Origin of the sequence: Paenibacillus sp. FSL L8-0708, assembly GCF_038009325.1 — a bacterium.
Lineage (GTDB): Bacteria > Bacillota > Bacilli > Paenibacillales > Paenibacillaceae > Paenibacillus_AQ > Paenibacillus_AQ odorifer.
The window spans coordinates 4,393,776-4,415,747 of the sequence record NZ_JBBPBC010000001.1 but is presented as its reverse complement, the minus strand read 5'-3'; the positions used below and the strand labels follow the sequence as shown (position 1 = coordinate 4,415,747).

The 21,972-nt window shown below is 45.2% G+C and carries 35 protein-coding genes and 1 pseudogene; 35 read left to right on the top strand and 1 reads right to left on the bottom strand.

What is annotated here, in order from left to right; translation table 11 throughout:
- Positions 1–16 precede the first annotated feature (16 nt).
- From NYE58_RS21155 to NYE58_RS21050, 23 genes are all read left to right on the top strand, one after another.
- Positions 17–289 (top strand): hypothetical protein, encoded by a 273-nt coding sequence (locus NYE58_RS21155; protein WP_341002981.1) that lies wholly within the window; start codon positions 17–19, stop codon positions 287–289.
- Between the two features lie 15 nt (positions 290–304).
- The gene (locus NYE58_RS21150; protein WP_076218643.1) at positions 305–517 is read left to right on the top strand and encodes a hypothetical protein; all 213 of its coding nucleotides are present in this window, start codon (positions 305–307) and stop codon (positions 515–517) included.
- An 87-nt stretch (positions 518–604) separates the two neighbouring features.
- A complete protein-coding gene (locus NYE58_RS21145) occupies positions 605–2,236 on the top strand; it encodes an AAA family ATPase (protein ID WP_076218642.1) in 1,632 nt (543 codons plus the stop codon).
- A 3-nt stretch (positions 2,237–2,239) separates the two neighbouring features.
- A complete protein-coding gene (locus NYE58_RS21140) occupies positions 2,240–3,049 on the top strand; it encodes a RecT family recombinase (RefSeq protein ID WP_341002980.1) in 810 nt (269 codons plus the stop codon).
- Positions 3,036–3,854, top strand: a complete 819-nt coding sequence (locus NYE58_RS21135; RefSeq protein WP_076218640.1) for a PD-(D/E)XK nuclease-like domain-containing protein — start codon at positions 3,036–3,038, stop codon at positions 3,852–3,854. The genes NYE58_RS21140 and NYE58_RS21135 overlap by 14 nt, the downstream gene beginning before the upstream one ends.
- Positions 3,854–4,183: a hypothetical protein gene (locus tag NYE58_RS21130; protein ID WP_076218639.1), complete on the top strand. Its 330-nt coding sequence runs from the start codon at positions 3,854–3,856 to the stop codon at positions 4,181–4,183. The genes NYE58_RS21135 and NYE58_RS21130 overlap by 1 nt, the downstream gene beginning before the upstream one ends.
- Positions 4,173–4,361, top strand: coding sequence for a TraR/DksA C4-type zinc finger protein (locus tag NYE58_RS37550; protein ID WP_370511607.1), 189 nt, complete (start codon positions 4,173–4,175; stop codon positions 4,359–4,361). Before NYE58_RS21130 ends, NYE58_RS37550 begins: the two co-directional genes overlap by 11 nt.
- A 16-nt stretch (positions 4,362–4,377) precedes the next feature.
- Positions 4,378–4,998: a hypothetical protein gene (locus NYE58_RS21125; RefSeq protein WP_341002979.1), complete on the top strand. Its 621-nt coding sequence runs from the start codon at positions 4,378–4,380 to the stop codon at positions 4,996–4,998.
- An 18-nt stretch (positions 4,999–5,016) separates the two neighbouring features.
- Positions 5,017–5,940, top strand: a complete 924-nt coding sequence (locus NYE58_RS21120; protein WP_341002977.1) for a replication protein — start codon at positions 5,017–5,019, stop codon at positions 5,938–5,940.
- Positions 5,933–6,259, top strand: a complete 327-nt coding sequence (locus NYE58_RS21115) for a hypothetical protein (protein ID WP_341001710.1) — start codon at positions 5,933–5,935, stop codon at positions 6,257–6,259. The genes NYE58_RS21120 and NYE58_RS21115 overlap by 8 nt, the downstream gene beginning before the upstream one ends.
- On the top strand, positions 6,249–7,601 hold the full coding sequence (locus NYE58_RS21110; protein WP_341001712.1) for a replicative DNA helicase: 1,353 nt from the start codon (positions 6,249–6,251) through the stop codon (positions 7,599–7,601). The genes NYE58_RS21115 and NYE58_RS21110 overlap by 11 nt, the downstream gene beginning before the upstream one ends.
- Positions 7,573–7,821 (top strand): hypothetical protein, encoded by a 249-nt coding sequence (locus NYE58_RS21105; RefSeq protein WP_341001714.1) that lies wholly within the window; start codon positions 7,573–7,575, stop codon positions 7,819–7,821. Before NYE58_RS21110 ends, NYE58_RS21105 begins: the two co-directional genes overlap by 29 nt.
- Before the next feature lie 208 nt (positions 7,822–8,029).
- Positions 8,030–8,677, top strand: coding sequence for a hypothetical protein (locus NYE58_RS21100; protein ID WP_341001716.1), 648 nt, complete (start codon positions 8,030–8,032; stop codon positions 8,675–8,677).
- Between the two features lie 11 nt (positions 8,678–8,688).
- Complete coding sequence (locus NYE58_RS21095; RefSeq protein ID WP_341001717.1) at positions 8,689–9,162, top strand: hypothetical protein; 474 nt, start codon at positions 8,689–8,691, stop codon at positions 9,160–9,162.
- 24 nt (positions 9,163–9,186) lie between these two features.
- Positions 9,187–9,351 carry a hypothetical protein gene (locus NYE58_RS21090; protein ID WP_341001721.1) on the top strand — a complete coding sequence of 55 codons (165 nt, stop codon included), beginning with the start codon at positions 9,187–9,189 and terminating at the stop codon, positions 9,349–9,351.
- Positions 9,348–11,126 (top strand): DNA cytosine methyltransferase, encoded by a 1,779-nt coding sequence (locus tag NYE58_RS21085; RefSeq protein WP_341002975.1) that lies wholly within the window; start codon positions 9,348–9,350, stop codon positions 11,124–11,126. The genes NYE58_RS21090 and NYE58_RS21085 overlap by 4 nt, the downstream gene beginning before the upstream one ends.
- Positions 11,123–11,302, top strand: a complete 180-nt coding sequence (locus NYE58_RS21080; RefSeq protein WP_144024925.1) for a hypothetical protein — start codon at positions 11,123–11,125, stop codon at positions 11,300–11,302. Before NYE58_RS21085 ends, NYE58_RS21080 begins: the two co-directional genes overlap by 4 nt.
- A gap of 203 nt (positions 11,303–11,505) precedes the next feature.
- The gene (locus NYE58_RS21075; RefSeq protein ID WP_076277310.1) at positions 11,506–11,907 is read left to right on the top strand and encodes a hypothetical protein; all 402 of its coding nucleotides are present in this window, start codon (positions 11,506–11,508) and stop codon (positions 11,905–11,907) included.
- Positions 11,904–12,284 (top strand): hypothetical protein, encoded by a 381-nt coding sequence (locus tag NYE58_RS21070; RefSeq protein ID WP_341002879.1) that lies wholly within the window; start codon positions 11,904–11,906, stop codon positions 12,282–12,284. Before NYE58_RS21075 ends, NYE58_RS21070 begins: the two co-directional genes overlap by 4 nt.
- Positions 12,285–12,426: 142 nt before the next feature.
- Positions 12,427–12,792 (top strand): hypothetical protein, encoded by a 366-nt coding sequence (locus NYE58_RS21065; protein ID WP_341002974.1) that lies wholly within the window; start codon positions 12,427–12,429, stop codon positions 12,790–12,792.
- 44 nt (positions 12,793–12,836) lie between these two features.
- Positions 12,837–13,067 carry a hypothetical protein gene (locus NYE58_RS21060; protein ID WP_341002973.1) on the top strand — a complete coding sequence of 77 codons (231 nt, stop codon included), beginning with the start codon at positions 12,837–12,839 and terminating at the stop codon, positions 13,065–13,067.
- Positions 13,064–13,420, top strand: coding sequence for a hypothetical protein (locus NYE58_RS21055; protein WP_341002971.1), 357 nt, complete (start codon positions 13,064–13,066; stop codon positions 13,418–13,420). Before NYE58_RS21060 ends, NYE58_RS21055 begins: the two co-directional genes overlap by 4 nt.
- A complete protein-coding gene (locus NYE58_RS21050; RefSeq protein WP_339245853.1) occupies positions 13,413–13,856 on the top strand; it encodes a hypothetical protein in 444 nt (147 codons plus the stop codon). The genes NYE58_RS21055 and NYE58_RS21050 overlap by 8 nt, the downstream gene beginning before the upstream one ends.
- A 70-nt stretch (positions 13,857–13,926) precedes the next feature.
- On the opposite strand, the gene NYE58_RS21045 is transcribed toward NYE58_RS21050, so the two are convergent.
- Positions 13,927–14,403 carry a ferritin-like domain-containing protein gene (locus NYE58_RS21045; RefSeq protein ID WP_341002970.1) on the bottom strand — a complete coding sequence of 159 codons (477 nt, stop codon included), beginning with the start codon at positions 14,401–14,403 and terminating at the stop codon, positions 13,927–13,929.
- A gap of 165 nt (positions 14,404–14,568) precedes the next feature.
- Between NYE58_RS21045 and NYE58_RS21040 the strand changes: the two genes are divergently transcribed.
- From NYE58_RS21040 to NYE58_RS20985, 12 genes and pseudogenes are all read left to right on the top strand, one after another.
- A complete protein-coding gene (locus NYE58_RS21040) occupies positions 14,569–14,859 on the top strand; it encodes a hypothetical protein (protein WP_341002353.1) in 291 nt (96 codons plus the stop codon).
- Positions 14,856–15,416, top strand: a complete 561-nt coding sequence (locus tag NYE58_RS21035) for a hypothetical protein (protein WP_341002969.1) — start codon at positions 14,856–14,858, stop codon at positions 15,414–15,416. The genes NYE58_RS21040 and NYE58_RS21035 overlap by 4 nt, the downstream gene beginning before the upstream one ends.
- Complete coding sequence (locus tag NYE58_RS21030; protein WP_341002968.1) at positions 15,413–15,604, top strand: hypothetical protein; 192 nt, start codon at positions 15,413–15,415, stop codon at positions 15,602–15,604. Before NYE58_RS21035 ends, NYE58_RS21030 begins: the two co-directional genes overlap by 4 nt.
- Positions 15,605–15,658: 54 nt before the next feature.
- Positions 15,659–15,811, top strand: a complete 153-nt coding sequence (locus NYE58_RS21025) for a hypothetical protein (RefSeq protein WP_179087030.1) — start codon at positions 15,659–15,661, stop codon at positions 15,809–15,811.
- A gap of 28 nt (positions 15,812–15,839) precedes the next feature.
- Positions 15,840–16,517, top strand: a complete 678-nt coding sequence (locus NYE58_RS21020; protein ID WP_076277317.1) for a putative metallopeptidase — start codon at positions 15,840–15,842, stop codon at positions 16,515–16,517.
- A gap of 56 nt (positions 16,518–16,573) precedes the next feature.
- Positions 16,574–17,044 carry an ArpU family phage packaging/lysis transcriptional regulator gene (locus NYE58_RS21015; RefSeq protein ID WP_076277318.1) on the top strand — a complete coding sequence of 157 codons (471 nt, stop codon included), beginning with the start codon at positions 16,574–16,576 and terminating at the stop codon, positions 17,042–17,044.
- Positions 17,045–17,115: 71 nt separating this feature from the next.
- The gene (locus NYE58_RS21010) at positions 17,116–17,295 is read left to right on the top strand and encodes a hypothetical protein (RefSeq protein ID WP_143761934.1); all 180 of its coding nucleotides are present in this window, start codon (positions 17,116–17,118) and stop codon (positions 17,293–17,295) included.
- A 61-nt stretch (positions 17,296–17,356) separates the two neighbouring features.
- Positions 17,357–17,965: pseudogene (locus tag NYE58_RS21005) on the top strand (ABC transporter substrate-binding protein); the annotation flags it as partial.
- A gap of 50 nt (positions 17,966–18,015) precedes the next feature.
- Positions 18,016–18,792 (top strand): ABC transporter ATP-binding protein, encoded by a 777-nt coding sequence (locus NYE58_RS21000; protein ID WP_076142119.1) that lies wholly within the window; start codon positions 18,016–18,018, stop codon positions 18,790–18,792.
- Entirely contained in the window at positions 18,792–19,628 is an 837-nt protein-coding gene (locus NYE58_RS20995; RefSeq protein WP_076128364.1) for an ABC transporter permease, read from the top strand. The genes NYE58_RS21000 and NYE58_RS20995 overlap by 1 nt, the downstream gene beginning before the upstream one ends.
- Positions 19,629–19,721: 93 nt before the next feature.
- Positions 19,722–20,708: an aromatic acid exporter family protein gene (locus NYE58_RS20990; protein ID WP_076128366.1), complete on the top strand. Its 987-nt coding sequence runs from the start codon at positions 19,722–19,724 to the stop codon at positions 20,706–20,708.
- A 164-nt stretch (positions 20,709–20,872) separates the two neighbouring features.
- Positions 20,873–21,895, top strand: a complete 1,023-nt coding sequence (locus tag NYE58_RS20985; protein ID WP_051491532.1) for an HD-GYP domain-containing protein — start codon at positions 20,873–20,875, stop codon at positions 21,893–21,895.
- Positions 21,896–21,972: the final 77 nt, after the last annotated feature.

The window sequence follows — 21,972 nt, the reverse complement described above, 5'->3', positions numbered from 1 at the left end:
AAAGCGGGGAAAAACGATGGACAGAAAAACACTGGAGTACATGACCGATCGCACTAAGAAAGCCACTGTAATTGTCAACAAGATCGATGAATTAAGCAAGCAAGCTGAGCGACTGATTAATGCCGAAGAGATCAAATTCTCGTGGAGAGATAACGGAGTGACCTTGGATTCTGTGGGGTACAGTGGTCACCGTGCATCAGCCAGAGTGGTTGCGAATATCAAAACATTCGCGGTCGAAGCAATCAACGAAGAAATCCAGCAGCTTGAGGAAGAACTGGCTGCCCTATAAGGAGGAACTTGTTAAATGAAACCACATGAAAGAATGGAGTTCGAATTGGCTGCTGATTCGCTGACGAAGGCTTTACCAGCATTACTAGGAGCTTATGGAGCAGTAGCAAAGGCTCACAGAGCTTACTTCTTGGAACTTGTTAAAGCAGGCTTTTCGGAGTCGCAGGCACTTCACATCGTTGCTACACAAGGCGTTCTGGGTGGTCTCAACGGTGAAAATAACAAATAACGCCCCTGGCTGCAACCGGGGACGTTAGTCAAACACTTATTCAAAAATTCACGGTCAATATAACACAAAAATCAGGAGGCTGTAAAGATGCTGCATATCAAACGGATTAAAATCACGGATTGGCTAGGGATCAGCGAACTAGAAGTATCTCCCGGCAAAATAAATAAAGTTGATGGTGACTCAGGCGCTGGAAAAACAAGTTTGATAGAGGCGCTGGAAAAGGCACTGACCAATAATAGTCGGCGTACAGAAGTTATCAGCCACGGACATGAAGAGGCTGAATTGTTTGTAGAGCTGACGGACGGTCTCCAGATCACCCGCAAGGTTAGATCGGAAAAGGCGGACTATCTCAAGGTTAAGCATGATAGCAAGGCAGTTAGCAGCACAGAAGCTTTCCTACGCAAACTGATTAATGGTGATATTTTCCGTCCGATTGAATTCGTTCAGAAGGATTCCAAAGAGCAAACCGAGATCATCCTGAATATGCTTCAGATCGATTGGACGGTTGAGAATATCAAGGCTTGGTTCGGCGAGATGCCCGAAGCAGATTACCAATTGCATATCCTGCAGATTTTGAAGCAGATCGAATCAGCATATTTCGAAGAGCGTTCCAGCATCAATCGTGAAATTAACCTGCTACGAGCAAACATCGAAGGGATTAAGCGAGACCTTCCACCGAACTATGATGGCGAAGAGTGGCGCGGGGTAGACCTGCAGAAGCTTTACCGCAAACTGTCAGATGCTCAGGAATCCAATAAGAAGTTGGAAGAGGCGAAGACATTAATTGATGGATTGACGTTGCGAATAGAGGACATAAAGCAGCGCTCTGCTAACGCTACAGAAGAAAGGGTTCTAGGTTATCGGAGACAACGCGACACACTGCAAGACAGCATCAAGCGGTTAGAGGAGCGTATCGAGCAGGATCAAAAGATCATTGACGATGCTGACCGCCGAATCGCAGATGCGTCCCTACAGTTGGACAACGAAATGGAGCAGGCGATTGAACGCCTCAAACTTCAATATCAACAGAAAAAACTCAACGTCCGGGAAGATGTCCAACGTGAGGTTGAACTGAATAAGGGATATGTCAGCGAGCACCGCCAATTGATCGCAGAAAAGTCTTCTTCACTTAATAATATCGCGGAGCATGAGCGCAAGGATCTGGAGAAGATCAAAGATCACGAAGCCAGCCTAATTTCGGCAGAGAAAGCGAAGTCAGGCGATGCTGAGCAAGTGATTGCAGATGTTGAATGGATTGACCCAGAGCCGTTACAAGCTGCTGCTCATAAAGCGGCTGAGATGAAAGAGTATCTTCGAGAGTGGGAACGGATGAGCGATATCATTCGTGAAAAGTTGTCTCCGAAAGAAGCGCGGTCCGCTGACCTAACTTCAAAGATTGAGAAGGCGCGCGAGCTGCCGAAAGAATTGCTTAAGACAGCTGCGCTGCCAGTGGATGGATTGACTGTAGATGATAAAGGACGTATCCGGATTGATGGCACACTTATCGATGGATTATCTGAAGGGGAGGCGCTGGACTTCGCATTTAAGCTTGCTAAGGCTCAGTCAGGTCCGCTAAAGGTAATCTGCATTGATGGTTACCAGAACCTCGGAAGCAAGCAACAATCGATTTTGGAGAACGCTCAACACGATGATTACCAATACTTCTTGCTCTCGACGGTTGAGGGCAAAGATCTGAATATCGAAATTGTGGAGGGATAAGAAATGACAAACGCACAGCCAAATACTCAGTTAGCCACAATTCATAGCAATCTTGAAAAATTAATTGATGCTAAATCAGAGGCATTGCCCTCCGGTTTTAATAAGACTAGATTTATGCAAAACTGTCTGACCGTTCTGCAGGATACCAATGGAATTGCAGAATGTAACGCCATGAGCGTAGCCAGAACGATGCTCAAAGGAGCATTCTTGGGGCTAGATTTCTTTAATAAGGAATGCTACGCCATTATCTATGGAGGGTCCGTCGAGTTTCAAACAGACTACAAAGGTGAGGTCAAGCTTGCCAAGAAGTACAGCATTAATAAGATCAAGGACATTTATGCCAAATTGGTGCGAGTTGGCGATGAATTTAACGAGATGATTGAAGGCGGTAAGCAGTCAATTTCATTTAAGCCACTCCCGTTTAACGACGGGGAAATATTAGGTGCTTTCGCCATTGTCTTATACGAAGACGGCTCAATGAATTACGACACCATGAGCAAAAAAGAGATTGAGGAAATCAAAGTCAACTTCTCACGGAAGAACAAAAAGACGAATGAATACTCCAAGGCGTGGGTGGCAACTCCGGGAGAGATGTATAAGAAAACAATACTCCGCCGTCTTTGCAAGAACATTGAATTGGATTTTGACACAATCGAGCAAAAGAAAGCCTTCGAAGAAGCTGCAGACATGGACTTTAACCAGGAACGGGAACGGGCGCGTCCGGCACAGGAAAGTCCACTGAATCCCAAAGCAACTGTGATCGACGGGGAGTTTACAGAGGTCGGGGAGGGTACGACTGATGGAACTGAATAAATCAAACTACTTCAGCCAAGAAGCCAACCGTCACTATATGAGCGTGAGCCAGTTCAAGAGCTTCCTTCCCTCCTATGGGGGGTGTGAGGCTCAGGCAATGGCTACTATCAATGGAGAATATGTTCGTCCGGCTTCCGTGACTTTCATGGAGGGGCATTTCGTCCACGCTTGGAACGAAGGAACGCTTGATGAATTCAAAGCAGATAATCCGGATCTATACAGCAGCCGTGGTCCGACAGCCGGGCAGCTTAAATCAAACTTTCAACACTGCAATAAAATGATCGAGGTCCTAGAGAATGATCCTTTGGTAATGAAGGCATTGGCTGGAAAGAAAGAGGTCATAATGACCACGGAAATGTTCGGTATCCCTTGGAAGGTCATGCTGGACAGTTACCAACCTGAACATAAAATATTCGCTGATTTAAAAACCATGAAAGAGATGGACGGGAAGTTTTGGAACCGCGAGGCTCAGGCTTATGAGAACTTCCTTGATCACTACGGCTACATCATTCAGATGTCTGTATATGCCGAGGTTGAACGGAAAGTATCTGGACGCAAAGAAGAGGATTGGTTGCTGCCTCACATGGTTGTTGTAACCAAGCAAGACCCACCGGATCATGAAATCCTTTATTTCGATTATGATGCAATCGCTGCTCACTTGCGGATTGTTGGAAATCACATTGAAAGAGTGAAGGAAGTTAAGTCAGGGAAGGTAGAACCGGTACGCTGCGAAAAGTGCGAGTACTGCCGTCAAACGAAGAAGATTAGTCGCATCAAACACTTTCAAGAATTGAGCCTGTACTAATGAGCGCCTTCGGTTTCCACCCGGTGCCGAAGCCAGCGAATAAACGTAATAAGCCCACAGCCAAACAACGTGGAGCAATTAGCAACGAGGTCTACAACGCAGCTATGGAGCGATCAGGTGGACGCTGTGAGCGTTGTGGAAGCATCAAAGGCTTACAGTGTGCCCATCTTATCAGGCGCTGGCAGATCGACGGTAAAACGACGGTGAAAGATGTGGCAATGCTCTGCGGTCCTAGTGTCAATACTGGGACCTGCCACAACTGGATTGATTACACGAAGGATGGAAAACAGTGGGCGGTAGATTTTAGGGATCAGCTCTATGAGCAATGAACCCGCCGTACAAGTAGAGATACACGTCCTCAGTCCAGATTGCAAGGTGTGTGGTCAAGAGATTAATCCAGAACGAGAGGAATACATTGGACGCACTCGGGTATGTCCTCGCTGCTATGGTGAGCTGACAAGCGGTAGAGATCGCAAGGATCGGAAATATAGAATCAAAAAACAATGAAATTGAGGTGTGGCTAATGTCAACAGAGTTACTAGCAAGAACATACAAGATGATTGAGTGTCTAGCAGAAGCTGCTCGGACAATCCAAGAACAGGACAAGGTGATCAAACGAGTTAAAGAAGAAAATGAAAAGCTTCGTAACGGTGAGTATGCAGCGAATTATGCCCCGCATTATATCGGAGCGCTTAAGGAACGTAATCAGCAGCTAGAGTGGGAACTTGAGGCTTGGCGTAACTGCAAGAAAGTACAACTACCAAGGGAAGTGGCTGCTGAACTTGATGAATTAATCATTAAAGGGATATCAAACGCAGCTATAGCGAGTAGGTTTTTCACGGCAAGTGATGCAGACAAAGAACGTTATGGAGTGAGTAAACTTATCGATTGGTCCGAACGTGGTCTAACAGAGCAAGGAAAAATTAGAGTAATGATTTTTCTATCAGCTTTAGTCAACGGATACACCGAAGAACGAGAGTCGGAGAAGGATGTTCCATCGAATATCCGAACAGAGGTAACTGAAATTATTAAGTACTGGATGGGCACACCTCCTGTAGCAGACGAGGGAAACGACGCTGAACGTTTGACTGAATGGATCTTTGATCACTTTCAGCGGCACGGGGATGACAAATTGCCCTTTTAAAGTAAAGCAGGTGAGGTAATGGACGGGCCGCAACTTGAAGATGGTTATACCCGTGTAGCCAATGAAATATTGGAGCAGGTGGCTCAACGAAAGTTCAATGCCACACAACTGAGAATTATCATGATCGTCTGGCGGTACACCTACGGTTATCGCCGGAAAGACCATGACTTCGCACTAACATTCTTGCAACAGCTCACTTGCCTCTCTGCCAGCACAGTCAAAAGGGAGGTAGGGCTGCTCATTAAATCAAAAGTAATTCTTGTTACTCAAAAAGAAACGAGTGTAATGCCTAGGCGGCTATCATTCAATAAACATTATGAGCAATGGACTATTCAGAAAAGCGGTGATGAAATGGATTGTGAAAAAGACTTGTTTACGTCAGCCGAGGGTTCAGATCTGACCCCTCAAGAATCGCTTAATAATGAAATCCGAGGTATCAGATCAAGTACCCCCGAGGTATCAGATCTGACCCCCCAAGTAGAGGTTTCGAGGTATCAGATCCGACCCCCATTAAAAGAAATAAAGATCTTAAAGAAAAGTATTAAAGAAAATATAGCGATGTTTGATGATTTCTATAGTAACTATCCTAGAAAGATATCTAAAGAAGCCGCAAAAAAGGCATGGGAAAAGTTATGCAAGATAGAGGATTTTGATTCGGATACTGCTATTCACAATACAGCCAATTTTGCTGAGACCTGTAAACTGCTTCAAACAGATAAAAAATATATTCCTCATCCTTCAACCTTTCTAAACCAGAAACGCTATAAAGATTATCCGGTGGTAGATCCGGAAGGAATGCTGAAGCCAGCAGTAACAGAAAACCAAAATACAGGCGATGTAATAGACCGCGCTATGCAGAGGGAGTTGATGAACATTGGATCGGGTCGGCGTGACAGCAATTCTGAAATATCTCCGCTCGGCATACCGGAGCTTTGTGATTAATGACAACGAGATAGATGCAGTTATATCCACCTGGCAGGACATTCTTCAGGACATTCCTAATGAAGTGGCTTATGCAACTGTAAGGAATCTTTGTAGGGTGAGACCTAAGTTTGCTCCTGATCCAGCAGATATTTATCTCGCATGCACTGAACACAAAACAGAGATGACCATTTACCAGGCTCAACGGCTGGAGCAGGAGCAGAGAGTCTTGGAACTTCAAGAGTATCATGAGACAGAAAAGGTAGGTCCACCACCGGACTTCATTCAGAAAAAGATCGATGCTATTTACAGAACGAAGGTGAAGACAGATGAATCTTGATGCTGAACGAGCGCTACTAGGTTCACTACTAAAGGATCACACCTTGATGGATGATTGTTTTCTTGTGCCTGCTGACTTCACTGAAGAGGAAGAGGATAACCGACTCCTTTTCAAGGTTCTGCAATATGCAAAGGAACATTCGGACGAAGCAGCTAACCCATTTGATCCTGTTGTACTTGTATCCAAATGGGGAGCAAGACTGCAGCGGATTGGAGGGCTTACACGCCTCATGGCTCTACGTGATTCTGTCCCTAGTACAGACAGTTTCACTTATTACCAGCGGGCAGTCCGTACCGATCGTATCCAGCAGGAATTGGCAGAGTTAGGACGGCAAATTGCAACAAACGGTGGCGGTGACATCGCTGAGCTTAAAGCCAAGATGGAGCAGTTAGAGGAGTTGCAGCAAGGAGACAGTGACGGCGGGCTTGTCCATATGGCTACGTTGCTGGAAGGACATGAAAAAGTTATAGCTAAACGTGCCAACAGTGGTGGTATAACCGGGGCGAAAGCAGCCAGTGAAGATTTCACCCAATTGAGTAAAGGGCATCAAATTGGTGACTTGGAGATTCTGGCAGGCCGCCCTTCAATGGGAAAGACACTCTACATGGCAAATGATGTGGACGCAGTAACGTCATCTGGGTGGGGGGATGCAGTCTTCTCATTGGAGATGGGTGGAATGGAGATTGTTGAACAGATTGCATCATGTATCGGAGGAATAAAAAGAGACCGCATAGCATCGGGGCAGATGTCTGATAACGACTGGCTTCGGTATGGGGATGCTTTAGAGATTATCGCCGGGCGGTTGTTGTATATCGATGATCGGTCAGGAGCGACTGTAGAGTATATCCGCCGACAAGTGAAGTCATTGAAAAAGAAACATCCCGGCAAGCGCTGGGTGATCCATATCGACTTTTTACAGTTCATCCAAACAGAAAAAAACTTTGAAAACACCAAAGAACGTATTGGGTACATTACGAAGTATCTGAAGCGAATGGCACGGCAGTTACAGGTCTGCGTTGTCTGCTTATCGGCAGTAGGGCGGAGTTGTGAGCAGCGTCCAGATAAGCGGCCGTTGATGTCAGACTTGCGTGACTCCGGGGACATTGAATCAGATGCTGATGTTGTGACATTCATCTATCGAGATGACTATTACTATCCGGAAAGTCCTAAAAAAGGATTCGTTGAGATCATCGTTGCAAAGGGTCGGAAGATTGGGACAGGCACATTTGATATGGCCTTCGTACCGAGTATCAGTCGTTTTGTGAACTTGGACAAGGATCAAAAATACAAGCTCGCTGAGAAGGTGAGAGAGCATGAGCAGCAAAGGAAGAATCGAAGATGATGCAGCCTATGAAAATACGCTTGCATGGATGGTAGAGAAGGCGGAACTGTTGGATGATCCTTTAACGCTGGCAGTGGAAGAACGCAACAAACTGCAACGAATCTATGACTTTGTAGAGCAACGTGTCCTTGAGTACAACCGTGGTCAGATGCTTCTTACAGACCCGGGACGCCTCAAGCTATACAAGGCTGCAGGTGTTGCGTATCAAGAATTCAAATAGGGGGGATGGAAGATGGAAGAATGCAGATGTCCTAATTGCCATTCAGCAGGTACACATACATGGGCGCTAGTGCCATTGTGTCAAGAACACTTTGAAGCAGTGAAACAAGAAACACACCTTTACTATAAAAAGCGAATCGCATATTCTGCACGATTAACATATATGAGCATCATTTACTTGATTCCTTGGAGTCGGAAGGAGTGAGGATATGCGCTTTGTAGGTATTGACCCAGCCACGACAACCGGATTTGTTGCACTGGATGAAGAGGGCAATGTCCTTGTGGCGACAGACGTCAAGGGCGTGGGCAAACGAGTGCCGGGAGGGATAAGCATCGGCATGTTGGTGTCGCTGGAAAACAAGCTATACAACCTCCTGAAGCCCGGGGATATCGTTGCTATAGAAGAGTCAGCCAAGAAAACGCAAAGAGGTGTGACCACGGGAATGATTCACGGCGGACTGCGCTCGATGCTTTACCGCAAAGGACTTGAATTTGTAGATGTTAACCCACAGCGGACCAAGGGGTTTGTGAACCGGAACCAACGGGTGACGAGCTCAGAAAAAAAGAAGCATGTCGCCGCCGGAGTTCTAGAGCATTACGGATACGAACACAGTAGCGACAACGTCACGGACGCTTACATCATTGCTAAGATCGCTCAGGCTCTTTACACGGTAAAGAATGGCGGAGGCATGGAATTATACACATCATATCAACAACGAATAATCAAAGCCATTATAAGCCCGGAAGCCAAGGCTCCTGTACCGTACAATGAAAAATCACAAACTAACAAACGCCCAGGGAAGCCTGCGGCGGCGGGCAGTCACACCCAAAATACAGAACAAACGTGCTTATTTTAAGGAGGAATGGTATGTCTAACCAAGTTGAAACCTTAGTCACATTTAATGATGGAATTGCTTATGTCCTTTCTAATCCAGTTCATTTCACCTACTACAAACAAGGTGATTTAATCATCGGCTTGGATGACACCTGTACTTTCGTGAGTTGCTTTTACTACGAAAGACAGACTAAAGGATTCGAAGCCTTTGGCGGTAGGAAGTTTGATATCACACTTGAAAATGGCGAAGTTATTCACTGCCACGGTCAATGGTGGGATGGGGGTTATCAAAAAGCCGAAGAGCTCCTCGGAGAGCCATTAGTTCGTGTTACTTACGAGGATATTGAAGCGCTGAAGAAATGCTATGTATTTACTGGATGTAGAGCAATAGCCAGCAGCTTGACCAAGCTTCGCGAGACATATGACGGCGAGGTGCAAGGCTACTGGGCATATGAAGCTCTAATAAAAGGGCGGGATAAACCTATTAGGGAAGATCGGCCACGGTAAAAAGGTAGTAAGGAGGCGGCAGCATTGAACTGGAAAAAAGCAACGCTTGGACAGCTTTACGAAATTGCCTTTAACGATGACGGAGCTGCGCCAATATACAAAAACAATGCTATTGCTGAAATTCAGCGGAGACGGAAAAAACCTATGAGCAAGGTCAATCACAAAATCAAGGCGGTGTATCCAAGATGAGAGAAATCATCGTTGATAACTTCGCAGGTGGCGGAGGTGCTTCCACAGGGATTGAGCTTGCAACTGGACGATCAGTGGACATAGCGATTAACCACGATCCAGCAGCTATAGCCATGCACCGTGCGAATCATCCAGAAACTGAACATTACTGTGAATCTGTGTGGGACGTTGATCCCCGAGAAATTGCAGCAGGTCGTCCAGTAGGATTGGTTTGGCTATCACCCGACTGCAAGCACTTCAGTAAAGCCAAGGGTGGAAAACCTGTAGAAAAGACCATTCGAGGGCTTGCATGGATCGCAGTAAGATGGGCAGCTACGGTACGTCCTCGGGTGATCATGTTGGAGAATGTTGAAGAGTTTAAAACATGGGGACCGCTGATGAAAGACGGTTATCCCGATCCTGATCAAAAGGGACGGACGTTCAATTGCTTCGTCAACGCTCTACGCCGTCAAGGATATAACGTGGAATGGCGTGAACTGAGAGCATGCGATTACGGAGCGCCAACAATTCGTAAACGACTGTTTCTAATTGCTCGCCGCGATGGACGCCCGATAGTCTGGCCGGAACCCACGCACGGAGCCCCGGATAGTCAGGAAGTGTTAGCCGGCAAGCGTGCGCCATGGAGAACTGCTGCTGAAATTATAGATTGGTCGCTTCCTTGCCCATCCATATTTGAACGTAAAAAGCCACTGGCTGATAACACTTTACGTCGAATCGCTCGGGGTATTCAGAAGTTCGTAATCAATAATGCTAATCCGTTTATAGTGCGGGTGAACCATAGTGGATCTAATCATCATTATTGCGATTCTATCGAAGAGCCATTTAAGACTATCACTTCAAAGAATGGTTGGGGTCTAGTAACTCCCTATATTGCTCGTATTGGTCAGACTGGATTTGGTGGTGACTGCCTGCAATACGAAGTGGAAGATCCATTAACTACAATTACTACCAAAGCAGAACACTTGCTTGTTAGTCCTACACTGATTCAGATGGGCTACGGAGATCCAGAAGGGAAACGAGTCCTAGACCTCGATAAACCTGTTGGAACTGTAACTGCAGGAGGTAACAAATTCGCTCTTGCCGCAGCTTGCTTGATTAAGCACTATGGTGGCGGATATAAAGGACCAGGTAACGCAGTAGACGAACCACTTTCCACTGTCACAACGGTGGATCATAATGCCATCGTTACAGCTCACGTTGCACGTCATTTCGGAGAGTCAGTTGGTAGTGCTATAGATGATCCGATCGGAACAGTGACAGCTGGCGGAGGCGGAAAGAGTGCTTTAGTTACAAGCCACATGGTCAAGTTACGAGGAACGAATATCGGTCACGCAACAGATGAGCCAGTCCACACAGTGACAGCCGGAGGGCTGCATATCGGAGAGGTTAGAGCCTTTCTGATTGCTTACTACGGTTCTAGCGTAGGACAGGATCTATCAGATCCCCTGCAAACGGTAGTTACCAAAGATAGATTTGGGCTTGTGACGATTCACGGTGTGGAATATCAGATCGTAGATATCGGCATGAGAATGCTTGAGCCACATGAGCTATTCGCAGCTCAAGGGTTCCCATCCAATTACATCATTAATGTGGATGCCGATGGCAAGCGTTATTCCAAGAGCGCACAGGTAGCCCGTTGTGGTAATGCTGTTCCACCGCCGTTTGCGAAAGCCTTGGTAAGAGCAAACTTACCTGAGATGTGTGTAGGTTCCGGTAGAGGGTTGGTGCTGGAAAGATATAAGCCGGCAGTTGGGCAGATGGAGTTTAGCCTATGACAGATCTCAGTGAAGCAGCCAAGCAAATCTGTCGGGAAAATCTCAAAGACAACTGCCATCGTTGCCCATTGCGTTCGCAATGTGTACGAAATCTTGGTGCCGGGAGAGAAGCCTACGAAAGATGGTTGAGTGAGGTTAACACTGCTGCTGAGATATTAGTAAATAAGGGGGTATAACAGCACCCAACAAACAATTCACTTACGTCTTGACCGCCAAATACGGGCGCACACCATAATCATCGCAAAGATAAGTAGGAAATATAAAAATTTGGACACATCAATCACCTCTATATTACTCAAGTTAACACCTATTCAGCCCAAATAATACCATTCGATAGTTTTTGATTATGTGCTTTATATCATGAGAGGAGATAACCAGTATGAGCAGAGAGCACAAATTCCGGGGCATGGACCTTGAAGGAAACTGGCACATTGGGAATCTAGCAATACTGCCCGAGGACGTGCGGCATCTGAAAAAGGGGTATTACATTTCCAACGAGGCAGGACTCCCGTTTGCTTACCAAGTACGACCAGAGACAGTCGGTCAATATATCGGTCGTGCTGATGATAAAGGCAAAGACCTTTTCGAAGGGCAGCGAGTCAAATTCACTAATCTATCATTAGGCAGATTTTCCAAGGACGAACAATGGGCAGAAGGCGTTATTGCATACAGTGAGGAAAGCTCTGTATTTTATATCAGCCAAGGCAAAGACAGCGGATGGAATCTTAGAGAATCGTCAGTTTTAGTTGTGGATGATGAAGGAGAGGCGGCGAAGGCGTGAAAACAATTAATGAGCTGGTTAATGAAGCCCACTGTAATGCTGTAGACAAAGGTTGGTGGGTTAAGGAACGGAGTTTTGGTGAAATCATTGCCCTGATTCATTCAGAGGCTTCGGAGGCACTGGAGGACTTTAGAAATGGCAAGAAGCCTACAGAGGTTTGGTACGAAGAAAAGTCCGCTTTCGGGATGACGCTCACTCGCTTAGAAATGGCAGACGATACTTGGAAACCATGCGGCATACCGTCCGAGCTGGCAGACATTGTGATTCGTGTATTTGACGCCTGTGGTCGTTATGGAATCGATCTGGAGCAAGCAATTAAGGAGAAGATGGCTTACAACGCAACACGTCCACAACGGCACGGAGGAAAGGTTATATGACTGAACTCAAGAAATGCCCCGAATGTGGTCGGACACTTTGCCAACTCTGTGAGGAAAAACATTCAGAACTGGTCATGAAAAATAAGTTCATCGGTAATGAATTGGAAGTTTGCAAGGCATGCCATAAGGAGGTATGGGGCAAATGAGTGAATCAGGAAAAGTTTCCTTACCGACACCAGAACGGATAGAAGAGATCAAACAAACTGCTGATGATAGTTGGTTTGCTGCTGACAATTCAAGAGGAGCAGAAGCGCACTTGAGAGGCGAAGTGTTTGCCTTATGTGAAGGCATGAACGAGCTGCTGGCTGCTCTAAAAGAGTCAGAGCAACAGGTCAAGGATCTAAAAGAAGACAAACGGAAGATACTTGCCGTTCATGATGAACAGTGTGCTAGATCCTCTGAATACTACAACGAACTGATATTTGTTAAGGGCAAGTCATCAGAGGCACAGCAGACCATAGCCCGACAAAGCGAAGCACTTGGATGGTATGAGCTAGGTAAGCCATAACTAGCCCGAGCAGCCCTAGAAAATAAGGAAGGGAGCGACAAGGCATGAGCCAAGAAAAGCCAATCGTAATAACGGTTTTGGTCAAGGGCGGTGGATACGACACTATAGGTATCCTGCCAAGTATGATCGGACCATTAGCTGAATCAATTCGCAATAAAGGGTATGAGGTTGCTCATCTGCCCAGTAAGTCAATAGAGGTTGAAGGCATCCTAATAACGGGGAAAGGGATCGGTGAGCGAGTTATCATGCTCGGAATGGAGGGAGCCAAGTCATGACACAGGTAAAGGATAAGACAGACCAGCAGCTTAACCGGGCGCTGGCGGAGTTGATGGGGTGGACTGATTTTAAAGAGGATGGTCATGGAGGAATGTGGGCAACAGCACCTGACTTTCGTTGGACAAACAAAATGCCAGACTATTGCACCGCCCCAGCTGCCAGCCTAGAGGTACAGGTAAAGGCTATAGAGGTAGATGCACAAGGATATCTGTACAACTTAGCAACCGTTGTTAACGGGTACGAGGCGGCAGATATATGGGAAGATGATGAAATCATATCTATGTTAAAAGCCACTCCCCGAGAGAGGGCAGAGGCGGCATATATCACGCTACAGGGGGCGCAGAATGGATAAGCTACCTGAAAATGTTGTGCGGATGGAGATCCTTCAACTCAACCGAAATATTGAAAAGCACTGTAAATGTGCCACGAAAAAACTAATTGTTGATCCTACAAACAGAATGGTGTACTGCGACAAATGCAAAGCTTACATTGATCCGTTTGAAGCAATCCTATACATCGCTACTGTTCGGGATGACATGCAACGCGAAACAGAAAGGATGCTGGAATATAAAAAGGAGATAGCCTCTTATAATCCGAGCGGAAAGTTATTCAAGGATCTACAACAACATTACGGCAGGGGCAAACACCGCATGCTTCCGACTTGCCCGGTATGCAGCAACCATTTTAGGTTTGAGGATATAAAAGGCTGGACAAATGCCGACTGGATTGAAGCATTGGAGAAACGAAATAACGACCTTGGCCGACAGGCTCCCGTAACGACCGAATAGGCGCGAGCCGTAAGAGATCATTCAGATCATTAAGGGAGTAGGAGTATCCCTCCTCTCCCGCAAGTAATTGCTACTGATTTGCATGTAGGTTTTGTAGCAACAGATTATTATATTTAGCCGCATGTTTTTGCTCATCGAGAATAATTCCATACAAAGTGTCTTTGTAAATACCGTACGGAAGCCCGAACCAGATCTTGCGATATTTTTCAACTGCAGATAATTCACCTTGGAAAGCTTTTTGCAACCCGGAAATGTACGAATAAACATGTTCAGGAACTTCGTTGCTAACTCCTGTCACTTCATGTCCAGTTAACTCTCTGTACATTTGTCGGAACATTTGATTATGCCCTCGTTCATCATTCCGAATAGAGGTAATAATTTCAGCTTGTTCTTTATTCGGAGCAAGTTGAATGAGTTGGTCATAAAAAAGTTCATCATTTCGCTCCCCTTGGACTGAAGTCCTCATTAATTCAAGCGCATCTTGAGTCGAAGTTGCCCAAATGGGAACGAATTGTGATCTGAACCAATACGGATAAACCATATTCATGTGTGTAACCTCCGGTAATGTAGGTATTTTTATCCTCAATTATATGCACATAAGCCCAGTATGTGATTATGCCGAGTAAATGATAGAAAGAATTGATGCGCAGTACGAAGATACAGGGACAGAGAGGGTTAATAGCCCTTCTCTCCCACAAGGAGGATATAAGAGATGCCAATATTAACGAACAGTGAAGGAATGAAGACGGTAGAGTTTGGGGCAGGAGATATTTTGCTTCACCATGTATGTACTGGAACAAATAGTTCAAACGGCTTGTCTTTCAAACAGCATGAGCCGCGAGTGATCGGAGAACGCACGGAAGAGTACGCTGGATTGGAAATGGAAGAGCATAACCCAGAAGTTCATTTTACTTTCAAGAGCATTGATTCAGTTGACGTGTTAATCGAAATGCTTCATGAAGTTCGGGATTGCATGGTGGCTGAGGAGGTAAATTCCCAATGACACAAAGGGACTGGCAAAAGGATATGGATTTATGTAAGCAGCTCAACGAATGGTACGAACACGATTGGGAAGCTGGACAGGAGGAAGGTTCACGGATAATCAGAATTTACGAAACAGTGCCCGATGAGCCATTTAATTTTGTTGCTGAGTGCGAAAATGATTTAACGACCACATTCATCATGGAATCCCGCACAGCCCTTCCTTACTGGCTCCAAGAAGCCAAAGAGCGCGGAGAACGGGAATTTCGCATGCAGAAAGTACTATACAACATCGCAATGGAGTCAAATGACGAACAGACACGAAGACAAGCAAAGCATATTTTATCCGTACTTTACCCAGATACCCCAGCACCCACAATAACAGAAGATAATGAATCCGAAACAATCAGTCGCAAGCCGTTTTTCACAGGGTATAAACCGCAATTTGTAGGATCTCGTAAAAAAGAAACCTCAGCAGAAAAGTCACTGCGATTTGATATGGAACGATTGGTAAAAGAACATGAAGATGCAACGAGAAATTCCAAAGGTGCCCCAGCACCCAAGGAGGGCAACTCATGAACTTAGTGAAATTAAAAGACGTGATAGAGACCTTGGATAAGCTCAAGGATAGATATGATAGTTTGCGCTTGTTGATTGTCGACCAAGTTAGGGACAAACAAATTACTGAAGCGAAAAATAACTTTGAGAAGTTAGAGAGCTTAGGAATAGCAATAGAGCAAATGGAAAACCTGAATGTCCAAGTATAGACGAATGACAGCCGCAGGGTTGGCTGTACTGAACTTATAAGGGGACTGACGTCAATGTGGATTAAGATCATCTTTGCAATTGTAATCATAGCATCTTTAGGATTTCCGATAGACAAAAATGACTGGAACAGAGAAAGAAGCATGCATATGGCTGCAGTCTGCATTGCAGGGATTCTGGCACTAGCTGCTGTCGTTATTTTCTCATAAAACCCAAATTTGAGAGGAGCAATTATAAATGGCTAAAGCAGAAAAGTTTCACACAGAAGCAATCGAGGAAACATATGAAATGCTGGCGGATATGATCCAGAAGCACCACCATTATTTTGGAGACACAGAGGTACTGATCCTCATGAAGCACGGCGGGTGGAAGTCCAAAGGTAAGACAGTGTTCGGCAAGTTTAAGGTGCTGGGTGATGATCTGCGTAGCACATGGGAAAAAGACGCTATCCTGTACCTCAACGCCGAGATGTGGAACAAGATGAGCGAACCACAACAAAGGTACGTATTAGATCATGCGCTCTTTACGCTTGATCTCAAGTCGGACAAGGACGGCAACACTTTGGAAGCAGCTGACGGGCGCCCATTGCTTAAGACAGTACCGCCTGATATTGAGGCATTTGTTGAGGTCATCAAGCGCCACGGTCCAACGACTGAGGACGTAAAACGCCTTGGACTCGCAATTAAAGAAGTGAATATGGACCAGCTAACCATTGAGGATGTGATCGCTAAACAACAGGGCGGGGATCAACCAAAACAACCAGGCAACGGCGTTAAGGTAACTCATAACCAAGATGGCACGGTTGATTTGGAAGAAGATGAGAACCAACTCACCCTAGATCAGATCGCAGATGCCGAGCAAGACGATACAGATGGTCCGGTAATTCCTGAGAATAAAGACGATCTGCCGTTCTAAGATGATATACGCCCCGGCTTCTGTCGGGGGATTCTTTACAAAGGGGTGATTGCCCAGTGCAACAGAGCTTTTTACCAGAGATAGACCGGGAACAGACACAGGCTGCTGTAGAGGCGGCGTTCGAACGATATCGCATTAATAAGTTCCTTACTTTCGAAGAACGCGAAGCAACTACAACAGCAGCTTGGTCAGCAACTCCCCGAAGTGATACAGGTACTACATCAGATCAGACGGCGAGTATAGCAATACACAACGTAGACAGCTTAGCAGCACGTAAGGAGTACTGTAAGAGAATTGAAAGTATTGTAAATAGGCTTCCACGGATGGAAAAGTTTCTGATAGAGACAAAATATATGAGTAACGATCATGACTATATCACTCACGAGAAGGTTTACACTCTCGAATTCGCTCCGCCGATCAGTTCGAGAACCTATGGCAAACTTCGTTGGAAGGCGTTTTATAAACTAGCTCTTCATTTAAATTTGATTGTGGAAAAGGAAATTGAACTCAGGAATGATGAAACATGACCAAGTACACTTAATTGTTGGTAAAGAGGGACATCCATTTGAGCATAGCCTTTAATAGGAAGGTGGTGCCTGTGAATAAAATAAAAGAAGAGAAAAAATTGACTGTTACAATGAGGTTTGTTGATGATGAAGGGAATGTCGTTTTCAATAGCATGGAGGAAGCATTCACCAAATTAAGTCAGCCTGAACGAAACAAACTTCTCGCTCGTATAATGTGGGCAACTACTGGAAAAAAACACAGGGCCTTATAGATTTAAGACCACCTTCAACAGGTGGTCTTTCTTTCGTTGATATGGTATTTCTAAGTATACCTTACCCCAAAGAAAAGGCGGAATGCCACAAATGGCAGGCGCGTTTACTTTATCTAAAAAGGGAATTGATCCTGCGAAGGATATTACCTTGATCCAAAATATCGATTTTGCTAATATTGCCGGTGCATTTGCTTCAGGTACTGGGGATTATGTGCAGCTGTTTGAGCCGCAGGCCTCTATCTTCGAACGAGAAGACCGGGGAGCTGTAGTGGCATCGTTTGGGGTGGAGAGCGGTTATTTACCTTATACGGTATTCATGTCAAAAAACAGCTACATTAGCAAAAATGGAGACACCGTGCAAAAGTTCACTAATGCCATCCAGCGTGCTCAGCTTTGGGTGAAGGAACATAGTCCTGAAGAAATTACGGATGCCATAATAACTTATTTTGATAAAACGGATCGTGACATTGTGATTTCTGCTGTAAAACGCTACAAGGAACAGGACACCTACGCCATTAATCCGGTTGTTGATAATGAAGAATGGAATAATCTGCTAGATGTTATGGACAACGCAGGTGAACTTAAAGAACGTGTTCCAGCAGAAAAGATCGTGAATAATACTTTTGCTGAAAAAGCTGAAAAGACTATAAAGAGCAGTAGCTCTAAATAAGAGAGATAAGATCCTAAATGGATTTTGTTAACTATAAGGAGGGGATGACCTTGCTTCCAGTAGTGCAATTAAAGGGAGTAACGCATGCCTATCTCGGCGATCGGGAAGCTTCACTGGCCGTTGAGGATCTAAATCTTAATGTCGAGCAAGGAGAATTCGTCAGCTTAGTAGGCCCAAGTGGCTGTGGTAAGACGACTCTCCTATCGATTATTGCCGGACTGCTGCAGCCCTCTGAGGGTGAAGTATTCGTAAATGGCCAACCCATTCTAGGCCCTTCACCTGAGGTTGGATATATGCTGCAGCAGGATTATCTTTTTCCTTGGCGGAGTATTCTTGACAATGCCGTGCTTGGACTGGAGCTGACCGGAAGCTTAAACGAGGAGAGCCATAAACGGACTTTGGAGCTGCTGCGCGAGATGGGACTAGAAGGGAAAGAACAGGCCTATCCTTCTCAGTTATCCGGAGGGATGCGGCAACGGGTGGCTCTTGTACGAACATTAGCTACCAATCCAGGACTGCTGCTGTTAGACGAGCCGTTCTCGGCACTTGATTATCAGATCAAACTTCAGCTGGAAGATTTAGTCTCAGAGACCTTACGCAGCCGGGGAACCACGGCTATTTTGGTCACGCATGATCTGTCAGAAGCGATTGCGGTCAGCAGTAGGGTTATTTTATTGCAGCGAAATCCAGGGAAGATTCGTAAAGTTTTTCCTGTTCCGGAGCTAATCCGCTCAGCCCCACCGCTGTATGCGCGTGATCAGCCAGGGTTTGCGGAGCTTTTTCATGAAGTATGGACAGAGATGGAGATCGCAGGGAGGGAAAGCTAATGAAACGAACAGAGCAAGCGGGTGTCTTAGCTTCCCGTGAACTGTGGCTGCAGCAAATGCATGTGGATTTCAAAAAAACTAAACAGCGCCGGCGTAATCAGGTTATTGCTGTAAGAAGCAGTCTGTTGCTGCTGTTCTTTGTGTTGTGGGAAGCGGGAGCAAGAATGGGCTGGATTGATGAGTTATTGTTCAGCTACCCGACAAAAATCTTCAAACAGATTTGGCAGGATATGATCAGTGGAAGCTTGTGGCCTCATTTGGGGATGACGGTAGGAGAGACTGCGGTAGGCTTTGTTCTGGGAACCTTGTTAGGAACGCTGCTGGCAGTGATTATTTGGTGGTCTCCGTTTTTATCAGCGGTGCTTGATCCGTTTATGGTTGTCTTTAACAGTATGCCGAAGGTGGCCTTGGGGCCGATTTTTATCGTAATGTTCGGGGCGGGTTTCACCGCTATCGTTGTGACAACCTTATCGATTACGGTGATTATTACTACACTTGTTGTTTACAATAGCTTTTGCAGTGTGGATCCTAATCTGGTGAAGGTGGTCCGCTCTTTTGGAGCTTCTAAAGTTCAGGTGTTTTTTAAAGTGATTCTTCCGGCATCTTTTCCAACGGTGGTCTCTACCCTAAAGGTGAATGTGGGAATGTCATGGGTCGGGGTTATCGTAGGAGAGTTTCTAGTAGCAAAATCCGGTCTTGGGTACCTGATCATATATGGATTCCAGGTGTTTAATTTCACGCTTGTGATGTCCAGTCTGCTGATTATTGCAGCCGTAGCAACGGCAATGTATCAACTGGTAGTGTATCTGGAGAAGCGCTTGTTATACCGGCGGTAAGTCTAATGTAACGTTGTGTCCGTTCACAAAATCTTGTAACATGTCTATATCTTTACCTATTAACGGTTAGTGCTTTTAAGGAGAGATAGGGTTATGGGATTTCGTGTGATTAAAACAGCTGCTGCGACGTTAATGTCCGTTCTTCTCGCGTCTGCAGTAGGCATACCCAATGCACAAAGTGCAGGGCTTTTAGCCATTCTGGGTGTGGAGGTTACCTTGAAAAGGAGTTTCCGGACGATAACGGCGCGTTTTTTGGCCTCGCTCGTGGGACTCTTTTTTGGGTGTATTTTATTTTGGATATTAGGGTTTCATTACTGGGTACTTGGACTGTACGTTCTTGTTGGCTTTCCAATGATTGTGAAGTCCGGCTACAAGGAAGGGATTGTCACTAGCTCTGTTATTGTGTTTCGTGTGTTTGGACAAGCTGAGTTATCGCTACATGTGTTGTTGCAGCAAGTAGAGCTACTGGCCATAGGTCTCGGTTCAGCGGGGGTGGTCAACTTAATTTACATGCCACAGACTGGGGGAGTTATTTATGGAATCCGCAAGGAAGTGGATCGATACTTTTCAGTTATTTTTACTCAAATGGCCCGTACTTTGCGTGAGCCTGCGTATATGTGGGATGGCAAAGAATTAATTGATGCGGATAATGCAGTGCAGCGGGGACTGACAGCAGCTACTCGCGAGATGGAGAATCATGTAATTCATCCTGATGAAGCTTGGAATGTCTATTTCTATATGCGTAAGGAGCAGCTGGAATCGATACAAAGTATGATGCAGCTGATTTCTCAAGTATATCGCCATTTACCGCATGGAGAGATGGTAGCTGAATTGTTCGACCAGCTTAGCGGAGATGTTTTGGCTGAAGAATATACAGGCCGCACGGAACATTTGCTGGAAGAGCTTGAACATGAGTTTGAAAGCATGGATTTGCCAGAGACACGTGAGGAATTTGAAGTGCGATCAGCGATTCTGCAGCTTTGCAGAGAATTGGCACTGTATTTAAAAATTGCGAAACGCCATAAAATACCGGTCAGCTATAAGCCTGAGAAACGTTTACTCACCCGGAAAAAAGCTTAAAATTAGGCTTTAATAAAGTGAAGTATTAACATTCGCCCCTGAAATCACGATAAAATATGTATGAACTAAAAGTTGATCTTCGAAAGAGATTAACAATTATAGGGTGAGTTCAAATTCAAGCAGGAAATTCATATACGAATTTTCCGCATTGGCAGGTGAGGCGTATGGACAAAGATATGGAATCATTTATCGGAAAACAACTTGTAGCTAACCTCTTTAATGACAAAGGAGTATTTGTTTTACCCGCATTGACTTTATTGAGTGCTGAACATATTAGATTAATTCGTCAACATAAGATCACTCTGGAATCTCATGACGTCGTCCAGCTGGATAGCGCGGAATTTTTCCAGCTTGCAATTGATGATTGTACAGCTGCGATTGAGAATATTTTTGAACAGATTCGTCATAACAAAAATAAAAGAATTCCTATGCTGGAAGTTAGAAATGAAGTGATTCCGTTTATCCAGCAGGTAAGCGAAAAGAATGACTTCTACGGAGTATTGGCTGCTTTGCAGACCAAAGATGATTATACATACAGACATAATGTAGCTGTGGGCATAATATCTACCCTGCTAGGCAAATGGCTGAAGCTAAAGTCTGAGGATTTGAGCATGTTGACCATTGCAGCAACTCTTCATGATATCGGTAAAATGAGAATCCCGGATGACATATTAACCAAGCCCGGTCCATTATCCGACGAAGAGTTTCAGCTGATGAAAAAGCATACGACCTTTGGGTATGAGATGATCAGGGATACGGTAGGCACAAACCATACTCAAGCGCTAGTAGCCTTACAGCATCATGAAAGAATGGACGGCAGTGGTTATCCATTTGGTGTGCTTGGGAACCGGATTACTGATTTCAGTAAAATCGTTGCTGTGGCTGATGTGTTTCACGCGATGACTTCCGACCGATTTTATCGTAAAGCGGCTCCTTTATACGAAGTATTACTGCAAATGGAGGAGAGCGTGTTCGGTAAGCTCGACCCTTATATTTGCAGAGTGTTTATTAATAAGTTAATGCAGTCAATGCTAGGGAACGAAGTGGAATTGACAGATGGGCGAAAAGGAAAAATTGTTATGATTCTTGCTACAGACCCTTTGCGGCCACTGGTGAATATTGATGAGGATTTTATTGACTTAAGCAAACATAGATCACTTGGAATTGTGCGGGTAATCCCGCAATAGCTGGTGTTTTAAGGTTTTTTGAGGGGTTAGGAATGGCTCCGGAACAGGTTGGACCATTTTTGGAATCTACTCATATA